At 46.3% G+C, this 23301-nt stretch carries 22 protein-coding genes; 16 read left to right on the top strand and 6 right to left on the bottom strand.

Translation table 11 applies throughout. From position 1 onward, the window contains the following. The first annotated feature begins 122 nt into the window (after positions 1-122). The 5 genes from HU824_RS00960 (at position 123) to HU824_RS00940 (ending at position 5435) form a co-directional block, all read left to right on the top strand. Entirely contained in the window at positions 123-1079 is a 957-nt protein-coding gene (locus tag HU824_RS00960; RefSeq protein WP_136009501.1) for an NAD-dependent epimerase/dehydratase family protein, read from the top strand. A 20-nt stretch (positions 1080-1099) separates the two neighbouring features. After that, positions 1100-1948 carry a DUF4348 domain-containing protein gene (locus tag HU824_RS00955; protein WP_136009502.1) on the top strand — a complete coding sequence of 283 codons (849 nt, stop codon included), beginning with the start codon at positions 1100-1102 and terminating at the stop codon, positions 1946-1948. Further along, complete coding sequence (murB, locus tag HU824_RS00950; protein ID WP_176467781.1) at positions 1929-2948, top strand: UDP-N-acetylmuramate dehydrogenase; 1020 nt, start codon at positions 1929-1931, stop codon at positions 2946-2948. Before HU824_RS00955 ends, murB begins: the two co-directional genes overlap by 20 nt. Positions 2949-2960: 12 nt before the next feature. Continuing rightward, on the top strand, positions 2961-3728 hold the full coding sequence (locus HU824_RS00945; RefSeq protein ID WP_136009503.1) for an MBL fold metallo-hydrolase: 768 nt from the start codon (positions 2961-2963) through the stop codon (positions 3726-3728). Positions 3729-3800: 72 nt separating this feature from the next. Then, on the top strand, positions 3801-5435 hold the full coding sequence (locus tag HU824_RS00940) for a DUF3352 domain-containing protein (RefSeq protein ID WP_136009317.1): 1635 nt from the start codon (positions 3801-3803) through the stop codon (positions 5433-5435). A gap of 156 nt (positions 5436-5591) precedes the next feature. On the opposite strand, the gene HU824_RS00935 is transcribed toward HU824_RS00940, so the two are convergent. Then, positions 5592-5960 (bottom strand): DUF3127 domain-containing protein, encoded by a 369-nt coding sequence (locus HU824_RS00935; protein WP_136009318.1) that lies wholly within the window; start codon positions 5958-5960, stop codon positions 5592-5594. Positions 5961-6125: 165 nt separating this feature from the next. On the opposite strand from HU824_RS00935, the gene dnaN reads away from it, so the two are divergent. From dnaN to HU824_RS00900, 7 genes are all read left to right on the top strand, one after another. Continuing rightward, positions 6126-7250: a DNA polymerase III subunit beta gene (dnaN, locus tag HU824_RS00930; protein WP_176467780.1), complete on the top strand. Its 1125-nt coding sequence runs from the start codon at positions 6126-6128 to the stop codon at positions 7248-7250. 139 nt (positions 7251-7389) lie between these two features. Next, positions 7390-8160 carry a 3'-5' exonuclease gene (locus HU824_RS00925; RefSeq protein ID WP_176467779.1) on the top strand — a complete coding sequence of 257 codons (771 nt, stop codon included), beginning with the start codon at positions 7390-7392 and terminating at the stop codon, positions 8158-8160. Next, positions 8161-9390: a bifunctional phosphopantothenoylcysteine decarboxylase/phosphopantothenate--cysteine ligase CoaBC gene (coaBC, locus tag HU824_RS00920; RefSeq protein ID WP_136009321.1), complete on the top strand. Its 1230-nt coding sequence runs from the start codon at positions 8161-8163 to the stop codon at positions 9388-9390. It abuts the gene before it with no gap. Between the two features lie 33 nt (positions 9391-9423). Next, positions 9424-11094, top strand: coding sequence for a DNA repair protein RecN (gene recN, locus HU824_RS00915; RefSeq protein ID WP_176467778.1), 1671 nt, complete (start codon positions 9424-9426; stop codon positions 11092-11094). 26 nt (positions 11095-11120) lie between these two features. Then, entirely contained in the window at positions 11121-11861 is a 741-nt protein-coding gene (rlmB, locus tag HU824_RS00910) for a 23S rRNA (guanosine(2251)-2'-O)-methyltransferase RlmB (RefSeq protein WP_136009323.1), read from the top strand. A gap of 3 nt (positions 11862-11864) precedes the next feature. After that, the gene (locus HU824_RS00905; RefSeq protein WP_176467777.1) at positions 11865-13568 is read left to right on the top strand and encodes a trypsin-like peptidase domain-containing protein; all 1704 of its coding nucleotides are present in this window, start codon (positions 11865-11867) and stop codon (positions 13566-13568) included. A 220-nt stretch (positions 13569-13788) separates the two neighbouring features. After that, complete coding sequence (locus tag HU824_RS00900) at positions 13789-14163, top strand: RidA family protein (RefSeq protein WP_005831379.1); 375 nt, start codon at positions 13789-13791, stop codon at positions 14161-14163. On the opposite strand, the gene HU824_RS00895 is transcribed toward HU824_RS00900, so the two are convergent. Beyond that, positions 14131-15384 carry a folylpolyglutamate synthase/dihydrofolate synthase family protein gene (locus HU824_RS00895; RefSeq protein WP_176467776.1) on the bottom strand — a complete coding sequence of 418 codons (1254 nt, stop codon included), beginning with the start codon at positions 15382-15384 and terminating at the stop codon, positions 14131-14133. The genes HU824_RS00900 and HU824_RS00895 overlap by 33 nt on opposite strands. 168 nt (positions 15385-15552) lie before the next feature. Here HU824_RS00895 and HU824_RS00890 point away from each other — a divergent pair, with 168 nt between their 5' ends. Together HU824_RS00890 and HU824_RS00885 are read left to right on the top strand one after the other, a co-directional pair. Then, positions 15553-16878 (top strand): PhoH family protein, encoded by a 1326-nt coding sequence (locus HU824_RS00890; protein WP_176467775.1) that lies wholly within the window; start codon positions 15553-15555, stop codon positions 16876-16878. A 183-nt stretch (positions 16879-17061) separates the two neighbouring features. Continuing rightward, complete coding sequence (locus tag HU824_RS00885) at positions 17062-18966, top strand: nucleoside-diphosphate sugar epimerase/dehydratase (protein WP_176467774.1); 1905 nt, start codon at positions 17062-17064, stop codon at positions 18964-18966. A gap of 92 nt (positions 18967-19058) precedes the next feature. Here the strand turns inward: HU824_RS00885 and HU824_RS00880 are convergent, their stop codons facing one another. The 4 genes from HU824_RS00880 to HU824_RS00865 all read right to left on the bottom strand — a co-directional run bounded on the left by HU824_RS00880 (position 19059) and on the right by HU824_RS00865 (position 21901). Then, complete coding sequence (locus HU824_RS00880) at positions 19059-20036, bottom strand: dihydroorotate dehydrogenase-like protein (protein ID WP_176467773.1); 978 nt, start codon at positions 20034-20036, stop codon at positions 19059-19061. Positions 20037-20054: 18 nt separating this feature from the next. Next, the gene (locus tag HU824_RS00875) at positions 20055-20720 is read right to left on the bottom strand and encodes a YggS family pyridoxal phosphate-dependent enzyme (RefSeq protein ID WP_176467772.1); all 666 of its coding nucleotides are present in this window, start codon (positions 20718-20720) and stop codon (positions 20055-20057) included. Between the two features lie 63 nt (positions 20721-20783). Beyond that, on the bottom strand, positions 20784-21248 hold the full coding sequence (locus HU824_RS00870; RefSeq protein WP_136009330.1) for a DUF4494 domain-containing protein: 465 nt from the start codon (positions 21246-21248) through the stop codon (positions 20784-20786). Positions 21249-21733: 485 nt separating this feature from the next. Next, positions 21734-21901, bottom strand: a complete 168-nt coding sequence (locus HU824_RS00865; RefSeq protein WP_168354272.1) for a hypothetical protein — start codon at positions 21899-21901, stop codon at positions 21734-21736. Between the two features lie 14 nt (positions 21902-21915). Between HU824_RS00865 and HU824_RS00860 the strand changes: the two genes are divergently transcribed. Beyond that, on the top strand, positions 21916-22098 hold the full coding sequence (locus HU824_RS00860) for a hypothetical protein (RefSeq protein WP_148356354.1): 183 nt from the start codon (positions 21916-21918) through the stop codon (positions 22096-22098). A 537-nt stretch (positions 22099-22635) separates the two neighbouring features. Further along, positions 22636-23172, top strand: coding sequence for a UpxY family transcription antiterminator (locus tag HU824_RS00855; protein WP_136009331.1), 537 nt, complete (start codon positions 22636-22638; stop codon positions 23170-23172). Positions 23173-23301: the final 129 nt, after the last annotated feature.

Raw genomic sequence — 23301 nt, 5'->3', positions numbered from 1 at the left:
ACATTTTTTCTACAAAGAACATCATTTTCTTGGAATAAACAATAACAATATGGCAGAAATATGAAAAAAAAGTTTGTATATTTGCAGCATTTATAATAACAAAACCTTATAAATAACTCGTTATGAAGAATATTTTGGTAATTGGAGCTACTGGGCAAATTGGATCGGAACTCACGCTGGAGTTGCGTAAACGTTATGGAGACGATCATGTTGTAGCCGGATACATTCCGAGTGCTATGCCCAAGGGAGAATTGAAAGCATCTGGTCCTTCGGCCATTGCCGACGTGACAGACCGTCAGTCAATCGAGGTGGTGGTGCGTCAGTTTAAGATTGATACAATCTACAATTTGGCAGCTTTGCTATCGGTAGTTGCCGAAAGCCGTCCGGCTATGGCTTGGAAAATCGGTATCGACGGATTGTGGAATGTGCTGGAAGTGGCGCGCGAGTACAATTGTGCAGTGTTTACCCCGAGTTCCATCGGTTCATTTGGTGAAGCTACACCTCACGTGAAGACACCGCAAGACACTATTCAGCGTCCGCGTACTATGTATGGCGTGACAAAAGTGACGACTGAATTGTTGAGTGACTATTACTATACAAAATATGGTGTAGATACACGCTCGGTACGTTTTCCGGGAATCATTTCGAACGTGACTCCTCCGGGTGGCGGCACTACGGATTATGCAGTAGATATTTTCTACTCTGCTGTGAAGGGAGATAAATTCGTATGTCCGGTGAAGGCTGGTACCTATATGGATATGATGTATATGCCCGATGCGCTGAATGCAGCCATCTCGCTGATGGAAGCTGCACCAGCAAGGCTGAAGCACCGTAACGCCTTCAACATCGCTTCCATGAGTTTTGACCCGGAGCAGATTTATCAGGAAATTAAGAAGCATGTGCCCGGTTTTGAAATGGTATACGAGATTGATCCGTTGAAGCAGGCTATTGCTGACAGTTGGCCCGATTCTTTGGATGATTCTTGTGCACGCGAGGAATGGGACTGGATGCCGCAGTATGATTTGGAATCTATGACTGTAGATATGCTTGAGAAGTTGAAGGCTAAATTAAACAAGTGATCGTAAGTGGTCTGCAACGAATGAAAAAACTTTTATTGGGATTCTTGTTATTCGCCTTTTTGGTTTCGTGCGGAAACAAAAAGGCGAAAATGAATCCCTTTATTACCATTACGGAAATGGTAGATTCGGTCGGTCAAAAGGCCGATACGCTGCAGGAAGCAGAAGTGGAGGAAGAACTGAAGCCAATGGAAGCAGACGAGCTGTTTGATGACTTTGTCTTCAATTATGCTTCGGATGATGTTCTTCAAAAGCAGAGGACAGTATTTCCTTTACCCTATTATAATCGTGATACTCCGTCGAAAATAGAGGAAAACTTTTGGAAGCACGATTATCTTTTTGCTAAGCAGAACTATTACACCTTGCTTTTTGATAAGGAAGAGGATATGGACATGGTGGGCGATACTACTCTGACATCGGTACAAGTGGAGTGGATTTTCTTGAAAACGCGTGTGATGAAGCGTTATTATTTTGAGAAGAAGCGGGGAATGTGGATGCTCGAGGCCATCAATTTGCGCGAGATGGAGAAAGATGAAAATGAAGACTTCGTGGAATTCTATACCCATTTTGTGACGGACAGTGTATATCAGAGCAAGCATATCAGCCATCCGCTACAATTCATCACCATAGATCCTGATGATGAGTTCTCTATCTTAGAAACTACCTTGGATGTAGAACAGTGGTACGCTTTCCGTCCGATAATGCCTACCGACAGATTGTCTAATATCAATTATGGACAGAAGAATGAGGATTTGTCAGATACCAAAATATTGAAGGTGAATGGTATAGGAAACGGATACTCCAATATCTTTTATTTTCGCAAACGGACTAAGGGATGGGAGCTGTACAAGTATGAAGACACAAGCATTTAAAATAAGGAGAGAGGGCTTGAAGAAGATACCCAATACATTTGGAATTGATGTTACTGCTGCAAGATTGTTGGAATACAGTTCGGAGGATGAACTGCGGGAATTGATTGCGGCAGGACATGTTATTGCGCCTTGGCTACATATTGGTGGAGGGAGCAATCTGCTTTTTATTAAGGATTATGAAGGTACAGTGCTGCATTCATGCATTGGTGGTTTGGAAGTGACTTCGGAGGATGAGGAATGCGTGTCGGTGCGTGTGGGTGCCGGTGTGATATGGGACGATTTTGTGGCTTACTGTGTGGAGCGACATTGGTATGGTGTTGAGAACCTTTCGCTGATACCAGGTGAGGTAGGGGCAAGCGCAGTACAGAATATTGGTGCCTATGGCGTGGAAGTAAAAGACTTGATAACTTCCGTGGAAACCATAAACATAGCAGGGGAGAAGCGTATCTACGGGGTGGACGAATGCAGCTACTCCTACAGAAAGAGCTTGTTTAAGCAACCGGAGATGAAGACTGTGTTTGTGACTTATGTGAACTTCTGTCTAAGTAAACGTGAACATTATACATTGGATTATGGTACTATCCGGGAGGAACTGGAGAAATATCCGGTGCTGAATTTGGAAACTTTGCGCCGTGTGATTATAGACATCCGTCAAATCAAGTTGCCTGATCCGAAGGTGCTGGGCAATGCGGGTAGTTTTTTTATGAATCCTATTGTGCCGCGTCAGCAGTTCGAGTCTTTGCAGCAGGAATATCCGGATATGCCTCACTATGATGTGGATGCCGGCTGGGTAAAGGTACCGGCTGCCTGGATGATAGACCGGTGTAATTGGAAAGGCAAAGCGCTTGGGCCTGCTGCAGTGCACGACCGGCAGGCATTGGTACTGGTGAATTTGGGTGGTGCTACGGGAGCGGATATTGTTGCTCTTTCGGATGCCGTGCGGGCTTCTGTCCGCGAGAAATTCGGCATTGACATTTACCCGGAAGTTTGTTTGATTTAATGATAGTTGATAATGGGGAGACTCAGAATCTTAGGAAGTGGAACTTCGACAGGTGTGCCTGAGATAGGTTGTACTTGTCCAGTCTGCACTTCTACTGACCCGCGGGACAACCGCTTGCGTGCATCATCCTTGCTGCATACAGATGATGCGGTAATATTGATAGACTGTGGCCCTGACTTCAGGGAACAGATGTTGAGTGCTTCTTCTTTTGAGAAGATAGACGGTGTACTTGTGACACACGAACATTATGATCATGTGGGCGGTCTGGATGATTTGCGCCCGTTCGGCCGTTTTGCTGATATCCCTATTTATTCCAATGCCTACACTATTGCCCATCTACGGGCAAGGATGCCTTACTGTTTTGTAGATAAAGTATATCCGGGAATTCCGCGTATCTATTTGCAGGAAGTGGAAGCGGGGCAAGCGTTCCACATCAATCGGACGGAGGTGTTGCCCCTACGGGTGATGCACGGCAGGCTTCCCATTCTGGGTTACCGTATTGGTGGTCGTGTGGGATATATCACGGATATGCACACGATGCCTGAGGAATCTTATGAACAATTGAAGGACTTGGACGTTTTGGTAATTAATGCTTTACGACCAGAACCGCATCCTACACACCAGAATATTTCGGAGGCGTTGAAGGCAGCTGGACGTATTGGCGCTAAAGAAACCTATTTTATCCATATGAGCCATCATGCAGGGCTTCATGCCGACATCGAAAAGCAGCTACCACCTCATGTACACTTTGCCTACGATGGACTTGAAATAGATTTCTAAACTTTTTGAAACATTTGTTTTGCTTTATTAGTGGAAAATGTTATTTTTGCCAAAAGTTGACGAATAAATGCCATGAAACTCCGACTCCTCATACAGATAGCTGTCGTTGTGTCCATAGTACTGCTATGTGCCGGTTTTGGCGTGTATTCTTTCCTGCGGTTGAATTCAGTGGAGAAACAGCAGGATTTCAATCTTTATACTTTGGTGCCGCAAGATGCCATAGCCATACTCGAAACCGACCGTATGGCAGATTTCGTGAAAGATATCAATGAACTGAATTGCAGCAAAGACAATCATTTTCTATATGTATCGGAGCTTTTCGTTTACTTGAAGAAGTATTTGTATACTTTGGTGGAGGATACTCCGCATGGACTGAGTAAACAGATGAACAAGATGCTGATTAGCTTTCACGAGCCGGATACACCAATGAACCAAGTGTTGTATTGCAGTTTGGGTTCAGGTGATTATGAGTTGGTAGAGTCTTTTGTGGGGAAATACTGCTCCAGTTCGTTTCCTTCCAAGTATTTCGATTATAAGGGAGAGGAGATACGTATCTATCCTATGGCAGACGGTCGTTTCCTGGCTGCCTACTTCACTCCCGATTTCCTGGTTGTAAGTTTTCAGAAGCGTTTGATAGAGCATGTGATTGATGTGCGGCGGAGCAAAAAGTCCCTGATGCACCTCTCCTCTTTCCGTGTTATGCATGCGGGGAAGCACAACAATGTGGCTGCCACAGTCTATGTACGTATGAAAGGAGTGGATATGGGGAAACCTACGGACGGTATCCGTTCGCAGACGCGATTGGGCAGTTGGGCAGAGTTTGACATGAAGTTCAACGAAGATGCCATCTATTGCTCTGGTATCAGCCATGGGGCGGATTCCACACAGACGTTTATCAATGCCTTGCGGGTGCAACAGCCGGTGGAGGACGGATTTTCCGGGGCTCTGCTTCCTTCTTCCACTTTCTTTTACAATCGATGGGCAATGTCTGACAGAAATACCTGGTTTGGTTTCACTGCTAGTCAGGAGTATGCTAAGGCCACCTATTCAAATTATATCAAGCAGCACGACGAAGAGTGGATTGCTTACTTGAATGAGCATGCGGGCGAAAGTGTGATGTCTTGCTTGTTTCAGCCGAAAGACATGTTGTGTAAGCTGCCTTGCGCCGTGATGTGTATTCCTCTCAAGGATGAGTTGGCGGCAGAACGTGGCTTGCAGTCTCTGCTTTACAGTACTCCCAAGGAAGAGGATGCTCCGTTTATGCCGAAGGTGGTTTCAAATAATTCGTTGTATCCCAAAGCAAGGAGATTCCTTAAATATGTGCTGCCCCGTAATACGCTGCTCACCCAGTTGACGGGTATCACAGAGTCTGCCCTTTATACCTTTGCCTGCTTCTATCGGGGTAACCTGTTGCTGGCTCCCGATGCACTGAGCCTTTCGGCCTATATTGAGGCGGTGGAGAGTGGAGATGTGCTAGACGGAACGCCGATGTACGAAGAGGGTATCGGCAGCCTTTCACCCATATATAATTTTGTGATGATGGCGGATATGGAGATGATGCTGAGTCAGCCGGAAACGTATGTACGTCTGATACCGAACTTTTTCTTCCGCCAATCCAACTTCTTTCGTAACTTCATGCTTGCAATACAGTTCACTTGTACAGAAGGAGTGGTTTATCCGAATATAGTATTGCTTTATAAAGGGTGATTAGTCAGATATACTATAGAGTGTTGAGAGATAATAAGCACAAGGGAAGTCAAAATACGCATTCACCACAGAATTCACAGATTAGCACATTTCTTTATTAATTCTAAAGCAATCTGCGTTAATTTGTGCAATCTGTGGTGAATTATGACATTATTCTTAGAATGGCAGGTCATCCTTTGCATCTCCTGCGAGGAATTCCGGTGCAGCAGTGGGAGCCGGCGGCGGAACGGGAGCGCCCGGTGTGGGTGCGGCAGTGCTTACACGTTCTACTTTCCATGCACGAATACTATTGAACCAACGGTCTTGCCATTGGCGTGCGTCTACATCAAAAGATACTGTCAACTCTTCGCCCATCTGAATATTAAACTGTTCGATTTTGTCCGCTCCAAAAACGTCAAAACACATTTTACGCGGATATTGGCCATGATCTTCAATCACATATTCTTGTGATTTCCATTCGTTACCTGACCTAGAAACTCCGCCTCTGGGCTGGAGTATAGCGATGATTTTTCCTGTAAATTCCATTGTTCTCTTTTTAAATGATGCGGCGAAGTTACGATTTTTTAGGAATATGAGACGAATATTCGGCTGTTTTTTCTTTGTATTTCTTTGTTGTAGGGAATTCTTTTTTTAACTTTGTCCGTCTGTTTGAGACACTAGCAAAATAAAAAACTTAAATATACAGAAGATATGAAATTTATCGTTTCGAGTACTGCGCTTTCCAGTCATTTACAGGCTATCAGCCGCGTGATTAATTCGAAGAATGCGCTGCCTATTTTGGATTGTTTCCTCTTTGAACTGCAAGACGGAACTTTGTCTGTTACTGTTTCTGATAGTGAAACGACGATGGTCACTACTGTGGAAGTGAATGAAAGTGATATGGACGGTCGTTTTGCCGTCACAGCCAAAACCCTTTTGGACGCTTTGAAGGAAATTCCCGAACAACCGTTGACTTTTGAAATCAATACGGATTCCCTTGAAATCACGGTACAGTATCAGAACGGTAAATACAGTCTGATGGGTCAGAATGCAGACGAGTTTCCGCAGTCTGCCATGTTGGGTGACAATGCCGTACGTGTGGAAATGGATGCACAAGTATTGCTGGGTGGTATCAACCGTGCTGTGTTTGCCACGGCTGATGACGAACTTCGTCCCGTGATGAACGGTATCTATTTCGATATCACAACGGAGGATATCACGATGGTGGCATCAGACGGTCATAAACTGGTGCGTTGCAAGACACTGGCTGCCAAGGGCAACGAGCGTGCCGCCTTTATCCTGCCCAAGAAGCCGGCTTCGCTGATGAAGAACCTGCTACCGAAGGAACAAGGCATGGTGACTATTGAGTTCGACGAACGTAACGCTGTGTTCACACTCGAAAGCTACCGCATGGTGTGCCGCCTTATTGAAGGGAGATATCCAAACTACAATTCTGTGATTCCGCAGAACAATCCTTATAAAGTGACGGTAGATCGCCTGCAACTGCTCGGTGCTTTGCGTCGTGTGTCCATCTTCTCTTCGCAGGCAAGCAGCCTTATCAAGTTGCGCATGAAGGAGAATCAGATTGTCATCTCTGCACAGGACATCGACTTCTCTACATCGGCTGAAGAAACGCTGGTTTGCCAGTATGCGGGCAATCTGATGAGCATCGGTTTCAAGTCCACTTTCCTGATTGACATTCTGAATAATATTTCTGCCGATGAAATTGCTATCGAACTGGCAGATCCTTCACGTGCAGGTGTCATCATCCCGGTAGAACAGGAAGAGAACGAAGACTTGCTGATGTTGCTGATGCCGATGATGCTGAATGACTGATGAATATTACAATCGGATTATGAGTTACGAGCTACAAGTGGCTGCGCAATTATGCCGCACGGTACTTGTAGCTCGTGGCTTGTAATTCAAACTTATAATTTATAGCTCACATAGCCAGAGCTTATAAAACGAAAAAACAATGAAATTGAATCTGAAAAATCCGATAGTCTTTTTTGATTTGGAGACTACGGGTACCAATATCAATTCAGACCGAATTGTCGAAATCTGTTACCTAAAGGTATATCCCAACGGGAATGAGGAGTCCAAAACCATGCGTATCAATCCCGAAATGCCCATTCCTGCCGAAGCATCTGCCGTTCATGGCATCTACGATGCCGATATAGCTGACTGCCCCACATTCAAGGAAGTGGCGCGCAATATAGCCAATGACATTGAAGGATGCGACTTGGCTGGCTTCAACTCCAACCGTTTTGATATCCCTGTCCTGGCGGAAGAGTTCCTTCGTGCCGGTGTGGACATTGACATGAGCCGCCGCAAGTTTGTGGACGTGCAGGTCATTTTCCACAAGATGGAGCAACGCACGTTGTCTGCCGCCTATAAATTCTATTGTGGCAAGAATCTGGAAGATGCTCATACGGCAGAGGCCGACACACGTGCCACTTACGAGGTGCTGATGTCGCAGTTGGACCGTTATCCGGAGTTGCAGAATGACGTGGCTTTCCTTGCCGACTATTCCAGCTTCAACAAGAATGTGGACTTTGCGGGCCGTATGGTCTACGATGAAAAAGGGGTGGAAGTATTCAATTTCGGCAAGTATAAGGGTATGTCGGTATCCGATGTTCTGAAACGTGATCCCGGCTATTACAGCTGGATTTTGAACAGTGATTTTACTTTGAATACCAAAGCTACGCTGACTAGAATACGTCTGCATGAAATAACTCAGAAATAAATGGCAAATATACTGAAAGGGAAGAAAATAGTATTAGGCATTACGGGCAGCATTGCCGCCTATAAAGCATGCTATATTATTCGCGGACTGATTAAGCGTGGTGCAGAGGTGCAGGTGGTCATTACATCTGCCGGTAAGGAATTCATTACCCCCATCACGCTCTCTGCCCTCACCGGTAAACCGGTCATCAGTGAGTTCTTTGCACAGCGCGATGGCACCTGGAACAGCCATGTGGACTTGGGGTTGTGGGCAGATGCCATGCTGATTGCTCCGGCAACGGCTTCTACCATTGGTAAGATGGCAAATGGTGTGGCAGACAATATGCTGATTACTACTTATCTCTCTGCCAAAGCTCCGGTATTTGTGGCACCTGCCATGGACTTAGATATGTACGCCCATCCTTCCACCCAAAAGAATCTGGATATACTCCGCTCTTATGGAAACCATATTATAGAACCCGCTACGGGAGAACTCGCCAGCCATCTGGTGGGGAAAGGCCGTATGGAGGAGCCGGAGAATATCATCTGCCATCTGGAGATGTACTTTGCTGCCAAAGAGGGAGACCTGATGGGTAAGACAGTGATGATAACCGCAGGGCCTACTTATGAGAAGATAGACCCGGTGCGCTTCATCGGCAACTATTCTTCCGGTAAGATGGGATTTGCCTTGGCAGACGAATGCGCTGCAAGGGGAGCCAAGGTGATACTGATTACCGGTCCGGTACAGCAGACCACTTACTTTCCGATGTACCAATACCATGTGGTAGAGTCGGCGCGGGAGATGTTCGATGCTGCATCCGCAGCCTTCGTCCATGCCGATGTCGCCATCTTGACAGCTGCTGTGGCAGACTATACTCCCGAACAAGTTGCTGATGAAAAAATCAAACGCGAAAAGACCGGGGAGATGAGTTTGAACTTGAAGCCTACCCGTGACATAGCCGCTTTCTTAGGTAATCTGAAGAACGATACGGCGTCCCGTCGACGTCTTCTCGTAGGCTTTGCCCTTGAGACTCATAACGAGCAGATGAATGCGGAAGACAAGCTCAACCGCAAGAATCTGGACTTCATCGTGCTGAACTCCTTGAACGACAAGGGGGCTGGTTTTCGTTGCGATACCAATAAAATCAGTATTATAGATTGCCATGGAAAGACGGACTACCCATTGAAGTCCAAGGCTGAAGTGGCTGCCGACATCGTGGACCGTCTGGTGAAGGAATTGACTTTGAAATAGTAAATAGTAAATTTTCCAATCGTAAATATCCTTATGTTGCGTTCGCTTTACATACAGAATTATGCACTTATTGAAAAGCTCGATATCAGCTTCAGTAGCGGTTTCTCGGTGATAACGGGTGAGACCGGTGCTGGAAAATCCATTATTCTAGGTGCCATCGGTCTGCTACTGGGGCAGCGTGCCGACGTGAAGGCCATTCGTGTGGGAGCATCTAAGTGCATCATCGAGGCCCGTTTTGATATTTCCGCTTACAGTATGCAGCTCTTTTTTGAGGAGAATGAGCTGGAGTACGAGGAAGAATGCATCTTGCGTCGCGAGGTGTCCGCTTCGGGCAAGAGCAGGGCATTCATCAATGATACACCTGCTTCATTGGCTCAGATGAAGGAATTGGGAGAGTTACTGATTGACGTGCATTCCCAGCATCAGAACCTTTTGCTGAACAAGGAGGGATTTCAGTTGAATGTACTAGACATCCTGTCGCATAATGAAGAGGCCTTGTCTGCTTATCAGAATATCTTCGGAGAGTGGAAGGAGGCACAGCAGGATTTGGAAGCCCTTGTTGCTCGTGCCAACCAAGACAAGTCAGACGAAGACTATATTCGTTTCCAACTGGAACAGTTGGAAGAGGCACACTTGTCTGTCGGTGAGCAAGAGGAGCTGGAGCAAGAGGCAGATACGCTGAGCCATGCGGAAGAGATAAAGGCCGGACTCTATCGGGTAGGGCAGACGCTCTACTCGGATGAAGGCGGCTTGTTGTCCGGGTTGAAGGAATGCTTGAATACAATGCTTGGCTTGCAGAGGGTTTATCCGGTTGCCGGAGAACTTGCCGAACGCATGGAAAGCACTTATATCGAGCTGAAGGATATTTCGCAGGAAGTGTCGGATAAGGAGGATGAAATAGAATTCAACCCCGAACGTCTGGAGGAAGTAAACGAACGTCTGAATCTGATTTATACGCTTCAACAGAAGCATCGCGTTGCTACTGTCGGCGAACTTCTGACGCTGACGGATGAGTATACCGCGAAACTCTCCGCCATTACTTCGTCCGACGAGCGCATTGAGGAGCTGAAAGCGCGTTGTGACGCTTTATATAATAAGGTGAAAAAGCAGGCTGTCGTCCTCACCAAGGCGCGTATTGCCGCTGCTTGCGAAGTGGAGAAGCAGATGGCTGCGCGGCTGATACCGTTGGGCATGCCCAATGTCCGTTTTCAAGTAGAGATAGGTGTCCGCAAGGAGCCGGGCATACATGGGGCGGATACTGTGAACTTCTTGTTCTCTGCGAATAAGAACGGGGCATTGCAAAGCATCTCCTCTGTAGCTTCGGGTGGTGAAATAGCCCGCGTCATGCTCTCCATTAAAGCAATGATAGCTGGTGCTGTCAAGCTCCCCACCATTGTATTCGACGAAATAGATACCGGAGTTTCCGGCGAGATAGCCGACCGCATGGCAGATATCATGCAGGAGATGGGTGAGCAGGACCGCCAGGTAATCAGCATCACCCATCTGCCTCAGATTGCTGCCCGCGGACGCGCCCATTACAAGGTGTACAAGCAGGACAACGAGACGGAAACAAACAGCCATATCCGTCGTTTGACCGACGACGAACGGGTGGAAGAAATAGCCCACATGTTGAGTGGCGCTAAGTTGACCGAAGCAGCATTGAATAATGCTAGGGCGTTGATGGAAGTAGCAAATAGTAAATAGTAAATTGTTAAATAGTAAATAACTACATGGTTGATAACAGTGAAATGATTTTCGGCATCCGTGCCGTGATTGAAGCCATTCAGGCAGGAAAAGAGATAGACAAGATATTGGTAAAGAAGGACATTCAGAGTGATTTGTCAAAAGAGTTGTTTGCTGTCTTGAAAGGGACTTTGATACCGGTACAGCGCGTTCCGTTGGAACGCATCAACCGCGTGACGCGTAAGAATCACCAGGGAGTAATTGCTTTCATCTCTTCAGTTACTTACCAGAAGACGGAAGATCTGGTACCCTTCCTTTTCGAGCAAGGCAAGAATCCTCTGTTTGTGATGCTTGATGGCATCACGGATGTCCGTAATTTCGGTGCCATTGCCCGTACTTGCGAGTGCGCGGCGGTAGATGCCGTGATTATCCCTGCACGGAACAGTGTGTCTGTCAACGCAGATGCCATGAAAACCTCGGCAGGAGCTTTGCACACCCTGCCCGTTTGCCGCGAACACAGCCTGAAAGAGACCTTGCAATTCCTCAAGAACAGTGGCTTTCATATTGTGGCGGCCACAGAGAAGGGCGATTATGACTATACCAAAGCCGACTATACCGGTCCGATGTGCATCATTATGGGTGCCGAAGACAAAGGGGTGTCCTATGACAACCTGGCGTTGTGTGACGAGTGGGTGAAGATTCCTATGTTGGGAACTATCGAGTCCCTCAATGTTTCCGTTGCGGCCGGTATTTTGATTTATGAAGCGGTGAAACAAAGAACCAACTAAGATATGAAAAAGAAACTGCTGTTAATGCTCACTCTCTGTTTATTGGCTCAGTGGAGTGTGGCGCAAGCCCCGAAGTGGGTAGACAAAGCCAAACGTGCCGTTTTCTCGGTGGTGACCTACGACCGGAACGATAAAATACTGAATACCGGAAACGGTTTTTTTGTCACTGAAGATGGTGTTGCACTTTCTGACTATACCTTGTTCAAAGGCGCCCAACGTGCCGTTGTGGTGGGCTCGGACGGGGCTCAGATGCCGGTGGAGGCCATTATGGGAGCCGATGACATGTACGATGTTGTCAAGTTCCGTGTCGGTATTTCTGGAAAGAAAGTCACGGCACTCACTTTGGCTGCTGTGGCTCCGGCTGTCGGTGCGGATGTATATCTGCTACCTTATTCCACCCAGAAGGACCGTTCCTTCACTGCCGGGAAAGTAAAGGAAGCTGATAAGATTTCCGGTAATTATTCCTATTATACGCTTGATATGCGTCTGAAGGACAAGATGGTGAGTTGTCCGCTGATGACTATGGACGGGCAAGTTTTCGGTCTGGCGCAGAAGTCCTCTGGACAAGATACGGCTACCATCTGCTATGCCATCGATGCCAATTTTGCCATGTCGCAGAATATATCCGCATTGTCTTATGGAGATATGTCATTGAAGGGTATCGGTATCAAGAAGGCGTTGCCCGATACCGAAGAACAGGCTTTGGTGTTCCTTTACATGGCTTCTTCCCAATTGTCTCCGGAGAAGTATATGGAGATTCTGAACGATTTCATTGCACAATATCCTGCCAGTGCCGACGGTTATCTGCGCCGTGCTTCCCAGCAGCTGTTCATGTCCCGTGAAGATGATTCCATGGATAAGGTTGCCACAGACGTAGACAAGGCTTTGGAAGTTGCCGCAAAGAAGGATGATGTATATTACAACCGGGCTAAGATAATCTATAATTATGTATTGGGTAAGCCCGAAAAGACCTATAAGGACTGGTCGCTCGACAAGGCTCTGGACGAAGTACGGAAAGCAATAGCCATTGACGAACTTCCGGTTTATGTCCAGTTGGAGGGTGACATCCAGTTTGCTAAGCAGGACTATCCGTCGGCGTTTGCCAGCTATGATAAAGTGAACAAGACTGTTCTGGTATCTCCGGCTACCTTTTTCAGCGCTGCCAAGACCAAAGAACTGATGCAGGCGCCTGCCGAAGAGGTACTGGCTCTGATGGACAGCTGTGTGACCCGTTTTACTCAGCCCTATACGGAGGAAGCCGCCCCTTACTTACTGGAGCGTGCACAAGCCCGTATGAATGCAGGCCAGGCGCGCAATGCCATGCTGGATTATGACGCCTATTACAATGCCGTGAACGGTAAGGTGAACGACATGTTCTACTATTACCGTGAGCAGGCTGCCTTGAAGGCCAAGCAATATCAGCGTGCGCTTGATGATATGGCGAAGGCTATCGAGTTGAATCCGGAGGATTTGACTTACCGTGCCGAACTGGCAGTGGTGAATCTTCGCGTGGGACGCTACGAAGAGGCGTTGAATGTGTTGAAGGTTGCCTTGGAGAAAGACCCCCAATATGCTGAGGGCTATCGTCTGATGGGCATTGCCCAGCTGCAGATGAAGAAGGACAAGGAAGCTTGTGCCAGCTTTGCCAAGGCAAAGGAATTGGGTGACCCCAATGTGGATGCCTTGATTGAGAAGCATTGCAAGTAAAGGGAGGAGATAGAATAAAGGCTCTGCTAAAGCAGAGCCTCTGTTTTGGGGAACTCCCCAAGTTAAATGAGTTAAGTCTAGGTATAATAGGTTATGAGTGAAATTGCGTTATTCTATCTATAAAATGCGTGGATTTCCGGAATACTGCATATGCTTCGGTTTTTTTGTTTCAAAAAAGGAAAGTAGATTCGATTATTAATAAATATAAACTTTGACAATTATGAAGAAAGTGATTTGCAGCCAAAAGGCACCGGGTGCCATAGGCCCTTATAGTCAGGCTATTGAGGCCGGTGGAATGGTATTTGTATCAGGTCAGTTGCCCATTGACGCAGCTACCGGAGTGATGGCTGAAGGTGCGGAGGCGCAGGCCCGCCAATCTTTGGAGAATATAAAGCATATCCTGGAAGAGGCAGGGTTAGGTATGGCGAATATTGTGAAGACTACCGTTTTCCTGGCAGACATGTCCTTGTTTGCTGATATGAATAAGGTATATGCCACCTATTTTGACGGTGCTTTTCCGGCACGTTCGGCTGTTGCTGTGAAGGCATTGCCCAAAGACGCCTTAGTAGAGATTGAGTGCATTGCGGTTCGCTAACAAGTCGGCCACAATAAAACTGCTGCCTCCCACGAAGATGAAGTCTTCCGGGAGGCTTTTTTCTTGTGCGGCCCGCACGGCGGTGGGTACGTCAGGATAGCAATGCCCTTCCAGACCTGCTGCTTCGGCAAGCTCCTGCAGTTTGTTTTCGGGCAGTGCCCGCTTCACGCTGGCTTTGGTGAAGTAGTAGGTCGCTTCTCGGGGCAGCAAGGCCAGTACCCCCCGTATATCCTTGTCATTCACCATGCCTATGACGATGTGTAGCTGGCGGTAAGCCTGCTGTTTCAGTTGTTCTGTAATGTAGGTGATGCCTCCTACATTGTGCCCGGTGTCACAAATCAGGGTGGGCGATTCGTGCAGTTTTTGCCAGCGTCCCATCAAGCCCGTCAGTTCCGTTACATGGGCAAAGCCGCTACGCACCGCTTGTCCGTCCAGCCGGTAGCCGGCTTCTTTCAGCAGCGGGAGGGAGGTAAGTACAGTCCGGGCATTTTTCTGTTGGTAGAGCCCTTTCAGTTCGTATTCTATTCCGGGATAGTCCTCACGGTCATTTTCCTCGGCAAAGTAGATGGGAGCGCCCGTTGTCTGTGCTTTTTCCAGAAACACCGGTTTCGTTTCGGGAGTGGTCTCGCCGATTACAACGGGGATATTGCTTTTAATGATTCCTGCCTTCTCTCCTGCGATTTTTGCCAGGGTACTCCCCAGGAATTGAGTATGGTCAAAACTGATGTTGGTGATGATGCATACATCCGGACGGATGATATTGGTACAGTCCAGGCGTCCGCCTAGTCCCACCTCGATTACGGCTACATCAACCTTCTCATCGGCAAAGTAGCGGAAGGCCATGGCAGTGGTCAGTTCAAAGAAGGAGGGATGGAGGGGCTCGAAGAAGCCACGTTCCTGCTCTACAAAACGGATGACGTACTCCTCGGGTATAGGCTGTCCGTTAATCCGGATGCGTTCCCGGAAATCCACCAGATGGGGTGAGGTATATAGTCCGACCCTATATCCCGCCTCTTGCAGTATGGCAGCAAGTGTATGCGAGCAAGACCCCTTTCCATTGGTTCCGGCCACATGAATGCTCCTGAAGCTGCGGTGGGGATGTCCGAAGTGTGCGTCCAGAGTCAGTGTGTTTTCCAACCCTTCCTTGTATGCTGAGCCGCCCACTTGCTGAAACATGGGTGTACTGTTATATAAGTAAGTTAAAGTGTCCTGATAATCCATCTTTTATAATATTTAACGGAGAAGCAATCCTTTCTCCCTATTAATTTGTTATCTTTAAAAGCAACAAAGATAATGCAAACCGAAAGCAATCAAGCTTGCTTGAAATCGCTTGCAGGGTAGCTTATCTTAAATCTGTGCAAAGGTATTAACAATTTAAATCTAACGTGTATGGGAGCTAAAAAAAATTTTGTGATTGATACGAATGTGATTCTTCACGATTATAACTGTCTGAAAAATTTTCAAGAGAACGACATTTATCTTCCCATCGTAGTCCTTGAAGAATTGGACAAATTCAAGAAAGGCAATGAACAGATTAATTTCAATGCCCGTGAGTTTGTCCGTGAGCTTGATTTGATTACCGATGACAATCTGTTCACCAAAGGAGCGCCATTGGGAGAGGGTTTGGGCCGCCTGTTTGTGGTGGCAGGCATGGTGGACTCTCCTCGGGTACGTGATTCCTTTCCCGAACGTATTCCCGACCATCAGATTCTGTCGGTGGCGGACTGGCTTTCCACTCAAAAGCCCCAAATGAAAACCATCCTTGTTACGAAAGACGTGAATCTGCGCATGAAAGCGCGTTCCATTGGTCTGCTGTGTGAGGACTACATTAATGATAAGGTAATCAATGTGGATATATTCGAAAAGTCGAATGAAGTGTTCGAGGGCATTGAACCTGCGCTGATAGACCGCATTTATTCCTCCAAAGAGGGACTGGACATTAACGAGTTCGATTTTGAGGACATCATTCGTCCCAATGAATGCTTTGTGTTGAAGAGTGACCGCAGCAGTGTGCTTGCACGTTATAATCCCTTTACCCATTCGATTTGCCGGGTCAACAAGACAAAGAACTATGGGATTGAACCGCGCAATGCCGAGCAGAGTTTTGCTTTTGAGGTGCTGAACGACCCCAACATCAAGCTGGTTGCCTTGACCGGTAAGGCGGGAACCGGCAAGACCCTGCTGGCACTGGCCGCTGCATTGGGTAAACTTACCGACTACAAGCAGATTCTTCTGGCACGTCCCATCGTGGCCCTATCCAATAAAGACCTTGGATTCCTTCCCGGTGATGCCAATGAGAAAGTGGCTCCTTACATGCAGCCTTTGTTCGATAATTTGAATGTAATCAAGCATCAGTTCGCTACCAATTCCTCCGAAGTGAAACGCTTGGAGGATATGCAAAAAAGTGAACAATTGGTTATCGAGGCATTAGCCTTTATCCGCGGGCGCAGCTTGAGCGAGACGTACTGTATTATTGATGAAGCCCAGAATCTGACCCCACATGAGATTAAGACTATCATCACTCGTGCTGGCGAAGGCACAAAAATGGTGTTTACCGGTGATATTCAGCAGATAGACCAACCCTATCTGGACAGTCAGTCCAACGGGCTTGTCTATATGATAGACCGTATGAGAGAACAGAATTTGTTTGCTCATGTTAATCTGGTGAAAGGAGAACGTAGCCAGTTGAGCGAATTGGCAAGTAACTTAATGTAACGAATCCGTATTTTTCGAGATAAAACTATTTTTATCCCGCTTTCCGACTGCTAAAACGGGGGGAGGCGGGATGATTTCTTTATGGACGATAAATATTGTTATAACATTTTTTTATCGATTTATTGTCTGTTTTGATTAAAATAGTGTATCTTTGCTGAATCTAAAACAAAACTGTCAAATGAAATGAAGCAAACATTTTTTCATCGGTATCTTTCCGCAAAAGTGCTTCCGATATGGACTATTCTATTAATTGATGTGTTTATTATCGTCATATCCTGCATATTGGCCTATGCTCTCCGATATGATTTCCGAAGTATCTTTTTGGAACCTTCTACCATTGACAAGACTGTTCTGTGGACGGTAGTTGTCAATCTTATTTTCTTTCGCGTTTTCCGCACGTATTCTAATGTATTGCGCTTTTCTTCCTTTGTGGATATTTTGCGCATTTTTGTGGCATTGACGGTTTCTTATGCGCTGTTGATGATAATGAGTGTCTTGACGGCAAGCTATTTGGAATTCCGCTTGGCTCCAATCAGTGTGCTGTTCATGTCCTATATCATCAATTTTGCCATGATGGCATGTTCTCGTGTAGTTGTCAAAACTGTTTTCGAGGCGCTGAACTTCGACGGTACTCACAGTGCCAACGTGTTTATTTACGGTGCCAAGGAAGCCGGGGTCAACATTGCCAAGGCATTGCGCGTCAATCTGCGCAACCATTATCGCCTGCGCGGATTCATTGCGGACGAACCTGAGCTTATCAATAAGGTGATGATGGGTGTCAAGGTGTTCCCCAACGATGATACGCTGATTGATGTGCTGAACGACCGTGATGTGCAGACCATCATCATTTCTCCTGCCAAGATGGAGGAACTGAAGAAGTCCGACATGGCTGACCGCCTGCTGGTGCACAACATCAAACTGATGACCGCACCCCCTTTGAGCGAGTGGAACGGCCAGGCGCTGAGCCCCACGCAGCTGAAGGAAATCCAGATTGAGGACTTGCTTCAGCGCAATCCCATTGAGATAGATATCCATAAGGTTGCCTCTCATCTGGAGGGCAAGCGTGTGATGATTACGGGCGCCGCCGGTTCCATCGGCAGCGAAATCATGCGTCAGGTGGCTTCGTTCAATCCCTATAAGCTTATTTTAGTAGACCAGGCCGAGACTCCTCTGCACGACATCCGTCTGGAACTTCAGGATCGTTGGCGCGACATCGATACCGAGACCATCATAGCCGACATCTCCAATGCTACGCGTATGGAGGACATCTTCAGGGAGTTCAAGCCCCAGTATATTTTCCATGCGGCCGCCTACAAGCATGTTCCGATGATGGAGGACAACGTTTCCGAGTCCATCCAGGTGAACGTATTCGGTACGCGCACCATGGCCGATCTTGCTGTGAAATACGGTGCCGAGAAGTTTGTGATGATTTCTACGGACAAGGCTGTCAACCCTACCAACGTGATGGGTTGTTCCAAGCGTATCTGCGAGATTTATGTGCAGTCTCTTGCGAAGAAGTTGCAGAAGGAGGGAGGCCGTGCCACTCAGTTCATCACTACGCGTTTCGGTAATGTTCTGGGTTCCAACGGTTCTGTCATTCCCCGTTTCCGCGACCAGATTCAGCGTGGTGGTCCGGTGACGGTGACCCATCCTGAGATAATCCGTTACTTCATGACCATTCCCGAGGCTTGCCGTCTTGTTCTTGAGGCCGGCAGTATGGGCAACGGCGGTGAAATCTATATCTTTGACATGGGTAAGCCGGTGAAGATTGTAGACCTTGCCAAGCGTATGATTAGCCTTTCCGGTCGCACAGATGTGAAGATTGAGTTTACTGGTCTCCGCCACGGTGAAAAGCTTTATGAGGAACTCCTCAATGTGAAGGAGCTCACAAAACCCACCCATCATGAAAAGATAATGATTGCCACGGTACGTGAGTATGACTATGACGAGGTGAAGGAGCGTATCCAGAAGTTGATTGATGTAAGTTATACTTATGACCAGATGAAAATTGTTGCTGCTATGAAGGATATTGTTCCGGAGTTCGTGAGCAAGAATTCCTGCTTTGAGGTACTGGATAAGAAGGAATAGAAGATAAGGTATAGTATAAAATGAAAGGGTGATAACATCGTTGTAGTGTTATCACCCTTTCATTTTTATTGTCTTCTTGTCACCCTTTTGCCTCATTCATGCGAAGAGAAGTACTTTAGGAACTGCGTACGTTCGAAGGTATTGACTCCCTTCGGGTCGTTTACGTTCAGAATACCTTTGAATTGGCCGATGGTTTCCATGCCTTTGCAGTCCATCCACGCATTGAGAAAACGGATATACTCCTCGATGAGGGTTGCCGAATTCTGATAAAGCACACTGCATATCTCTACAGCCGAAGCACCTGCCAATATTGCTTTGACCACACCTTCGGGTGAGTGGATGCCACCGGAAGCTGCATAATCGAGCTTGTTTACGGCTGCCGAAGCGATGCCTATCCAGCGCAGGGCTTTGGACAAATCAGATTCATTGCTGAATACATTGCCTGATACTTGTATCATTTTCTCAATATTGATGTCCGGCTGATAGAAACGGTTGAACAGCACTACTGCAGCGGCGCCGTTGGCGTACAGCTGGTCTATCAGGGCTATTGGGTTGGTCAGGTTGTCGCCCAGTTTCATGATGACAGGTATCTTGACCGTCTTCTTGATGTGGCTCAGGATGTCGATGTGGCGCTGCTCGAAGGTTCCGTACGTATACTGTACATCCGTCTGCAGGGCAAGGATATTGATTTCCAGTGCATCTGCACCGGCCTCCTCTATTTTTGCGGCAAATTCCACCCAGTCAGCATTCTGATAGCAGTTGATGCTGGCTATGATGGGGATATTGCAAACCTTTTTGCTTTCCTTGATCAGGTTCAGATATTCACCCAGCTTATGTTCGCGGATATATCCTACAAGATAGTCACTGCCTTCGGGGTACATGTTCGGGTCTCCCATCCAGTCAGCCTCCATCATGATTTGCTCTTCAAAGAGTGATTTTAGCACAATGGCACCTGCGCCGGCTTCAGATAGTTTTTGGTTCTTGGCGGCACTGTCTGTTAGTCCGGAGCTGCTGACAATAATGGGGTTTTTGAGTTTCAACCCTGCAAAAGTAGTTTCTAATGTTGCCATGATAATGATCTTTTATGGTTAATAGTTTCTTTCTCCAAAAATTTTGCTTCCTACGCGTATCAAGGTGCTTCCGGCTGCAATGGCTTCGTGGTAGTCGTGAGACATTCCCATGGACAGTTCCCGGAATGACTCTGCATCGGCAAGCCATTTGGCTTTCACTTCATTGAAGAAGCTGCTTAAAGAACAAAACTCTGTTCTGATTTGTTCGTCATTGTCCGTATTCGTGGCCATGCCCATCAATCCGCATATCCGGATATGCTTGAGCTTCCTCCACTCACCAGCCGCCAGCATTTCCCGACATTCGTCAAAGCTGAATCCAAACTTGGTTTCTTCCCGGGCAATGTGCAACTGCAGCAGGCAGTTGACGGTTTTTCCGGCTTTGGCAGCCTGCTTGTCCACTTCGGCCAACAGCTTGTAGGAGTCTATGCCGTGAATCAGCGCTACGTAAGGAACAATATATTTTATCTTGTTTGTTTGCAGATGCCCGATGAAATGCCATTCTATGTCTTTGGGCAGACTTTCGTATTTGGCGGTCATTTCCTGCACCTTGCTTTCTCCGAACACACGCTGGCCGGCACGATACGCTTCTTCTATCGCCTCATTGGGGTGAAATTTGGAAACAGCCACCAACCGTACCTTTTCAGGCAGTTCGCTCAGTATTTGTTTTAAATTCTCTGCAATCATCGTCTTGGGGGGTTAATGAGGCAATGTGCCAATGTGTATATTAGCACATTGGCACATTGCGAGTTACACTTCCGGTTTGTCGTCGGGCTCTGCACTATACGGATATACATCCATCAAGGCAGTTTCCGCTACAGATGCTATCTGGTAGTCAGCCATTGTGCCCTTCATGCCCTCATCCAGTTTCTTCACTGCATCACGCAGGTCGGCTGCCTGCACCAATACCTGGGTAGAGGTTTTCTTTTCCGCACCGCTTTTCTCGTCCAGTGTGATGAATACCAGTTTGCATTTAAACCAGCGGTCGGCAGCTTCTTCCTCGCTGGGGAACAATTCGCTATAGTTGGCGCGTTTGATGTCCGATACGGTAAATTCTCCCGAAATGAACGGTGTCATCTCTTCGATGATACGTGCTTCCGCTTCCGTAAAGCTGAGGGCATCCACCAGATATGGTTCCGTTACCTTCTTATTCATTCCATTTTCCATTGTTTTCTCGTAACGGATCTTACATTCAAACCATGTATGCATTGCCATAATTTTCTGTTTTTAATTATTGATTTATTGTTAGTTAAGTTGCTTTATGCGTGCTTGCACCCGCAAAAAGCAACGCAAAGATATAAAAAGTCAAGCGCAGAAACAAGCATTAGCTTGATTATGCTGAGACATAGTTTTTTTCGCTGGGAGAGTCGGGGATGATACGTATGGGTATAAAATCTGTGTTTGTAACACTTGTTATATTTTAAGTCTTTGTGTTGCACCTTTTTTAAGATTTGTGACTGTTGCCGAAGTATAAATTGGCATCTGTGGAAAGGAGAGTCGGATTTGAGAAGTAAATATCGTGTTTGCAGGAAGTTAATATCCTGCCGACACGATATTTGTTTTTTGTATCACACGTTGTTAATATCCTGCATGACATGATATTAATTTATGTTTCGTAAGTACAGATTCTCAGAGGTAGAGGCATAAAATTACTCAGAGCCGATGCCGGTACACAAAATTATTCCTTTTTCTCTCGGATATCAAAGACTTGTCTCTGTGCGGCTGTCACCGATGGTGTCTCTCAGATTCTTCTTGACTTCGCCATCGTCGGAGAGATGGTAAAGCGGGCTGTACACCGGGGTATAAAGTTCAGCTATGTATTGGCAGACAGTTGGTTTACGAATAAGGAGATTGTCCGGTTTATCCATAGCCGCCACGTCAGATGTCGTTGGCTCGGCATGATAAGGTAGGCAAGAACGGCAAGACAAAACACGATGCCGAACACGGCGACCTTACGTCCCATGTGCTTATAAAATTCGGCAAGAAGCTCAGGTTGCAGAAGTATAGCAGAAAGCTCAAATGCAACTGCATCATGTTTGACCCACGTTCGAAGGTGTACCGGTAAGAATTTTTCGTGTGCGAAGGACTCAGCATGGCAAATGGAACAGATTGCTTATAACTGACACCAAAATGGATTTCTTCAAGGCGTGGAAAATATATTCCAGACGATGGGCTGAAATCAGCAAATTGAACTTGTGAAGCTTGAGTAAGATTATATATTGGGAATGGCGAGGTGTTTTTTAAACGTTCGTTTAATGAACGCAAAGATAAGCTGTATTTTTTGAACTAACAAAATGTTTAATAAAAATATTTTCAAAACAGCTTTTATCTTATTTCAATATATTGAATTACAATAGCATACACCTAATATTTTAAATATTAAAGTTCTGTTCCTTTTCAATTTTTAAGTCTTTGCTTCTTTTCTTGAAAACAGGCGTTCATTAAACGAACGTTTATTGGACACTTCTATGAGTCTAATATCTTCTTTAATAGCCTATTATCATTGCAAAAGTGTACAATACGGTTTGGGTGGGAAAATGTCTCGTTCAAACCGCGAAGCGCACCCGCAACTGAGCTAATTCATTCGAAAGAAAAATCCTAAGTGGCTGAACAACAGAAGTATTGGTTTGCGGCTCGCACCCGTGATAAGCAAGAATTCACAGTCCGGAAATCTTTAGACCGACTTAAATCGGAAGAGCATTTGGACCTTGACTATTACCTTCCTACGCGCTTTGTGGTTTCTCAATTGAAGTATCGTCGTAAACGTAGTGAAGTTCCGGTAATTCGTAATCTGGTATTTGTTCATTCCACCAAACAGACGGCCTGCGATATTTCCAACATTTATAATGTCCCTCTTTTTTATATGAAGGACCTTTCCACGCATTCCATGCTGGTGGTGCCGGATAAGCAGATGGAGGACTTTATGTTCGTGATGGATTTGAATCCTGACGGTGTCAGCCTTGATAGCGAAATGCTTACTGTCGGGCATAAAGTAAAGGTTATCAAAGGAGAACTTAGCGGCATTGAAGGTGAGGTTGCCGTCGAAGCCAATAAAACATACGTTGTAATCCGCATCAAAGACCTTTTGACGGCAAGTGTCAAGGTTCCCAAATCCTATCTGAAAATCATAAAAGATTAATAATTTAAGTTTCGCAAGTCAGCATGAAAGTTTATAAGAGGGTATAAAAGAAGGCATAGAGTTTTCTGTATATCGCAGAAAATGAGTATCTTTAAAGTGGTCAAACAAAATAATACTCAACTCTATGCC

The sequence above is a fragment of the Bacteroides sp. L10-4 genome (assembly GCF_013373675.1).
Taxonomy (GTDB): domain Bacteria; phylum Bacteroidota; class Bacteroidia; order Bacteroidales; family Bacteroidaceae; genus Bacteroides; species Bacteroides muris.
This window is presented reverse-complemented; position numbering and strand designations above follow the sequence as displayed.

What these genes read in the sequence shown, in the direction of transcription:
- recN (WP_176467778.1), top strand. Translation starts at nt 9,424, where the DNA reads ATGTTGCGTTCGCTTTACATACAGAATTATGCACTTATTGAAAAGCTC.
- HU824_RS00895 (WP_176467776.1), bottom strand. Translation starts at nt 15,384, where the DNA reads ATGGATTATCAGGACACTTTAACTTACTTATATAACAGTACACCCATG.
- HU824_RS00875 (WP_176467772.1), bottom strand. Translation starts at nt 20,720, where the DNA reads ATGATTGCAGAGAATTTAAAACAAATACTGAGCGAACTGCCTGAAAAG.
- HU824_RS00885 (WP_176467774.1), top strand. Translation starts at nt 17,062, where the DNA reads ATGAAGCAAACATTTTTTCATCGGTATCTTTCCGCAAAAGTGCTTCCG.
- dnaN (WP_176467780.1), top strand. Translation starts at nt 6,126, where the DNA reads ATGAAATTTATCGTTTCGAGTACTGCGCTTTCCAGTCATTTACAGGCT.
- HU824_RS00865 (WP_168354272.1), bottom strand. Translation starts at nt 21,901, where the DNA reads ATGGATAAACCGGACAATCTCCTTATTCGTAAACCAACTGTCTGCCAA.
- coaBC (WP_136009321.1), top strand. Translation starts at nt 8,161, where the DNA reads ATGGCAAATATACTGAAAGGGAAGAAAATAGTATTAGGCATTACGGGC.
- rlmB (WP_136009323.1), top strand. Translation starts at nt 11,121, where the DNA reads ATGGTTGATAACAGTGAAATGATTTTCGGCATCCGTGCCGTGATTGAA.
- HU824_RS00880 (WP_176467773.1), bottom strand. Translation starts at nt 20,036, where the DNA reads ATGGCAACATTAGAAACTACTTTTGCAGGGTTGAAACTCAAAAACCCC.
- HU824_RS00945 (WP_136009503.1), top strand. Translation starts at nt 2,961, where the DNA reads ATGGGGAGACTCAGAATCTTAGGAAGTGGAACTTCGACAGGTGTGCCT.
- HU824_RS00900 (WP_005831379.1), top strand. Translation starts at nt 13,789, where the DNA reads ATGAAGAAAGTGATTTGCAGCCAAAAGGCACCGGGTGCCATAGGCCCT.
- HU824_RS00955 (WP_136009502.1), top strand. Translation starts at nt 1,100, where the DNA reads ATGAAAAAACTTTTATTGGGATTCTTGTTATTCGCCTTTTTGGTTTCG.
- HU824_RS00890 (WP_176467775.1), top strand. Translation starts at nt 15,553, where the DNA reads ATGGGAGCTAAAAAAAATTTTGTGATTGATACGAATGTGATTCTTCAC.
- HU824_RS00960 (WP_136009501.1), top strand. Translation starts at nt 123, where the DNA reads ATGAAGAATATTTTGGTAATTGGAGCTACTGGGCAAATTGGATCGGAA.
- murB (WP_176467781.1), top strand. Translation starts at nt 1,929, where the DNA reads ATGAAGACACAAGCATTTAAAATAAGGAGAGAGGGCTTGAAGAAGATA.
- HU824_RS00940 (WP_136009317.1), top strand. Translation starts at nt 3,801, where the DNA reads ATGAAACTCCGACTCCTCATACAGATAGCTGTCGTTGTGTCCATAGTA.
- HU824_RS00905 (WP_176467777.1), top strand. Translation starts at nt 11,865, where the DNA reads ATGAAAAAGAAACTGCTGTTAATGCTCACTCTCTGTTTATTGGCTCAG.
- HU824_RS00935 (WP_136009318.1), bottom strand. Translation starts at nt 5,960, where the DNA reads ATGGAATTTACAGGAAAAATCATCGCTATACTCCAGCCCAGAGGCGGA.
- HU824_RS00925 (WP_176467779.1), top strand. Translation starts at nt 7,390, where the DNA reads ATGAAATTGAATCTGAAAAATCCGATAGTCTTTTTTGATTTGGAGACT.
- HU824_RS00860 (WP_148356354.1), top strand. Translation starts at nt 21,916, where the DNA reads ATGTCGTTGGCTCGGCATGATAAGGTAGGCAAGAACGGCAAGACAAAA.
- HU824_RS00870 (WP_136009330.1), bottom strand. Translation starts at nt 21,248, where the DNA reads ATGGCAATGCATACATGGTTTGAATGTAAGATCCGTTACGAGAAAACA.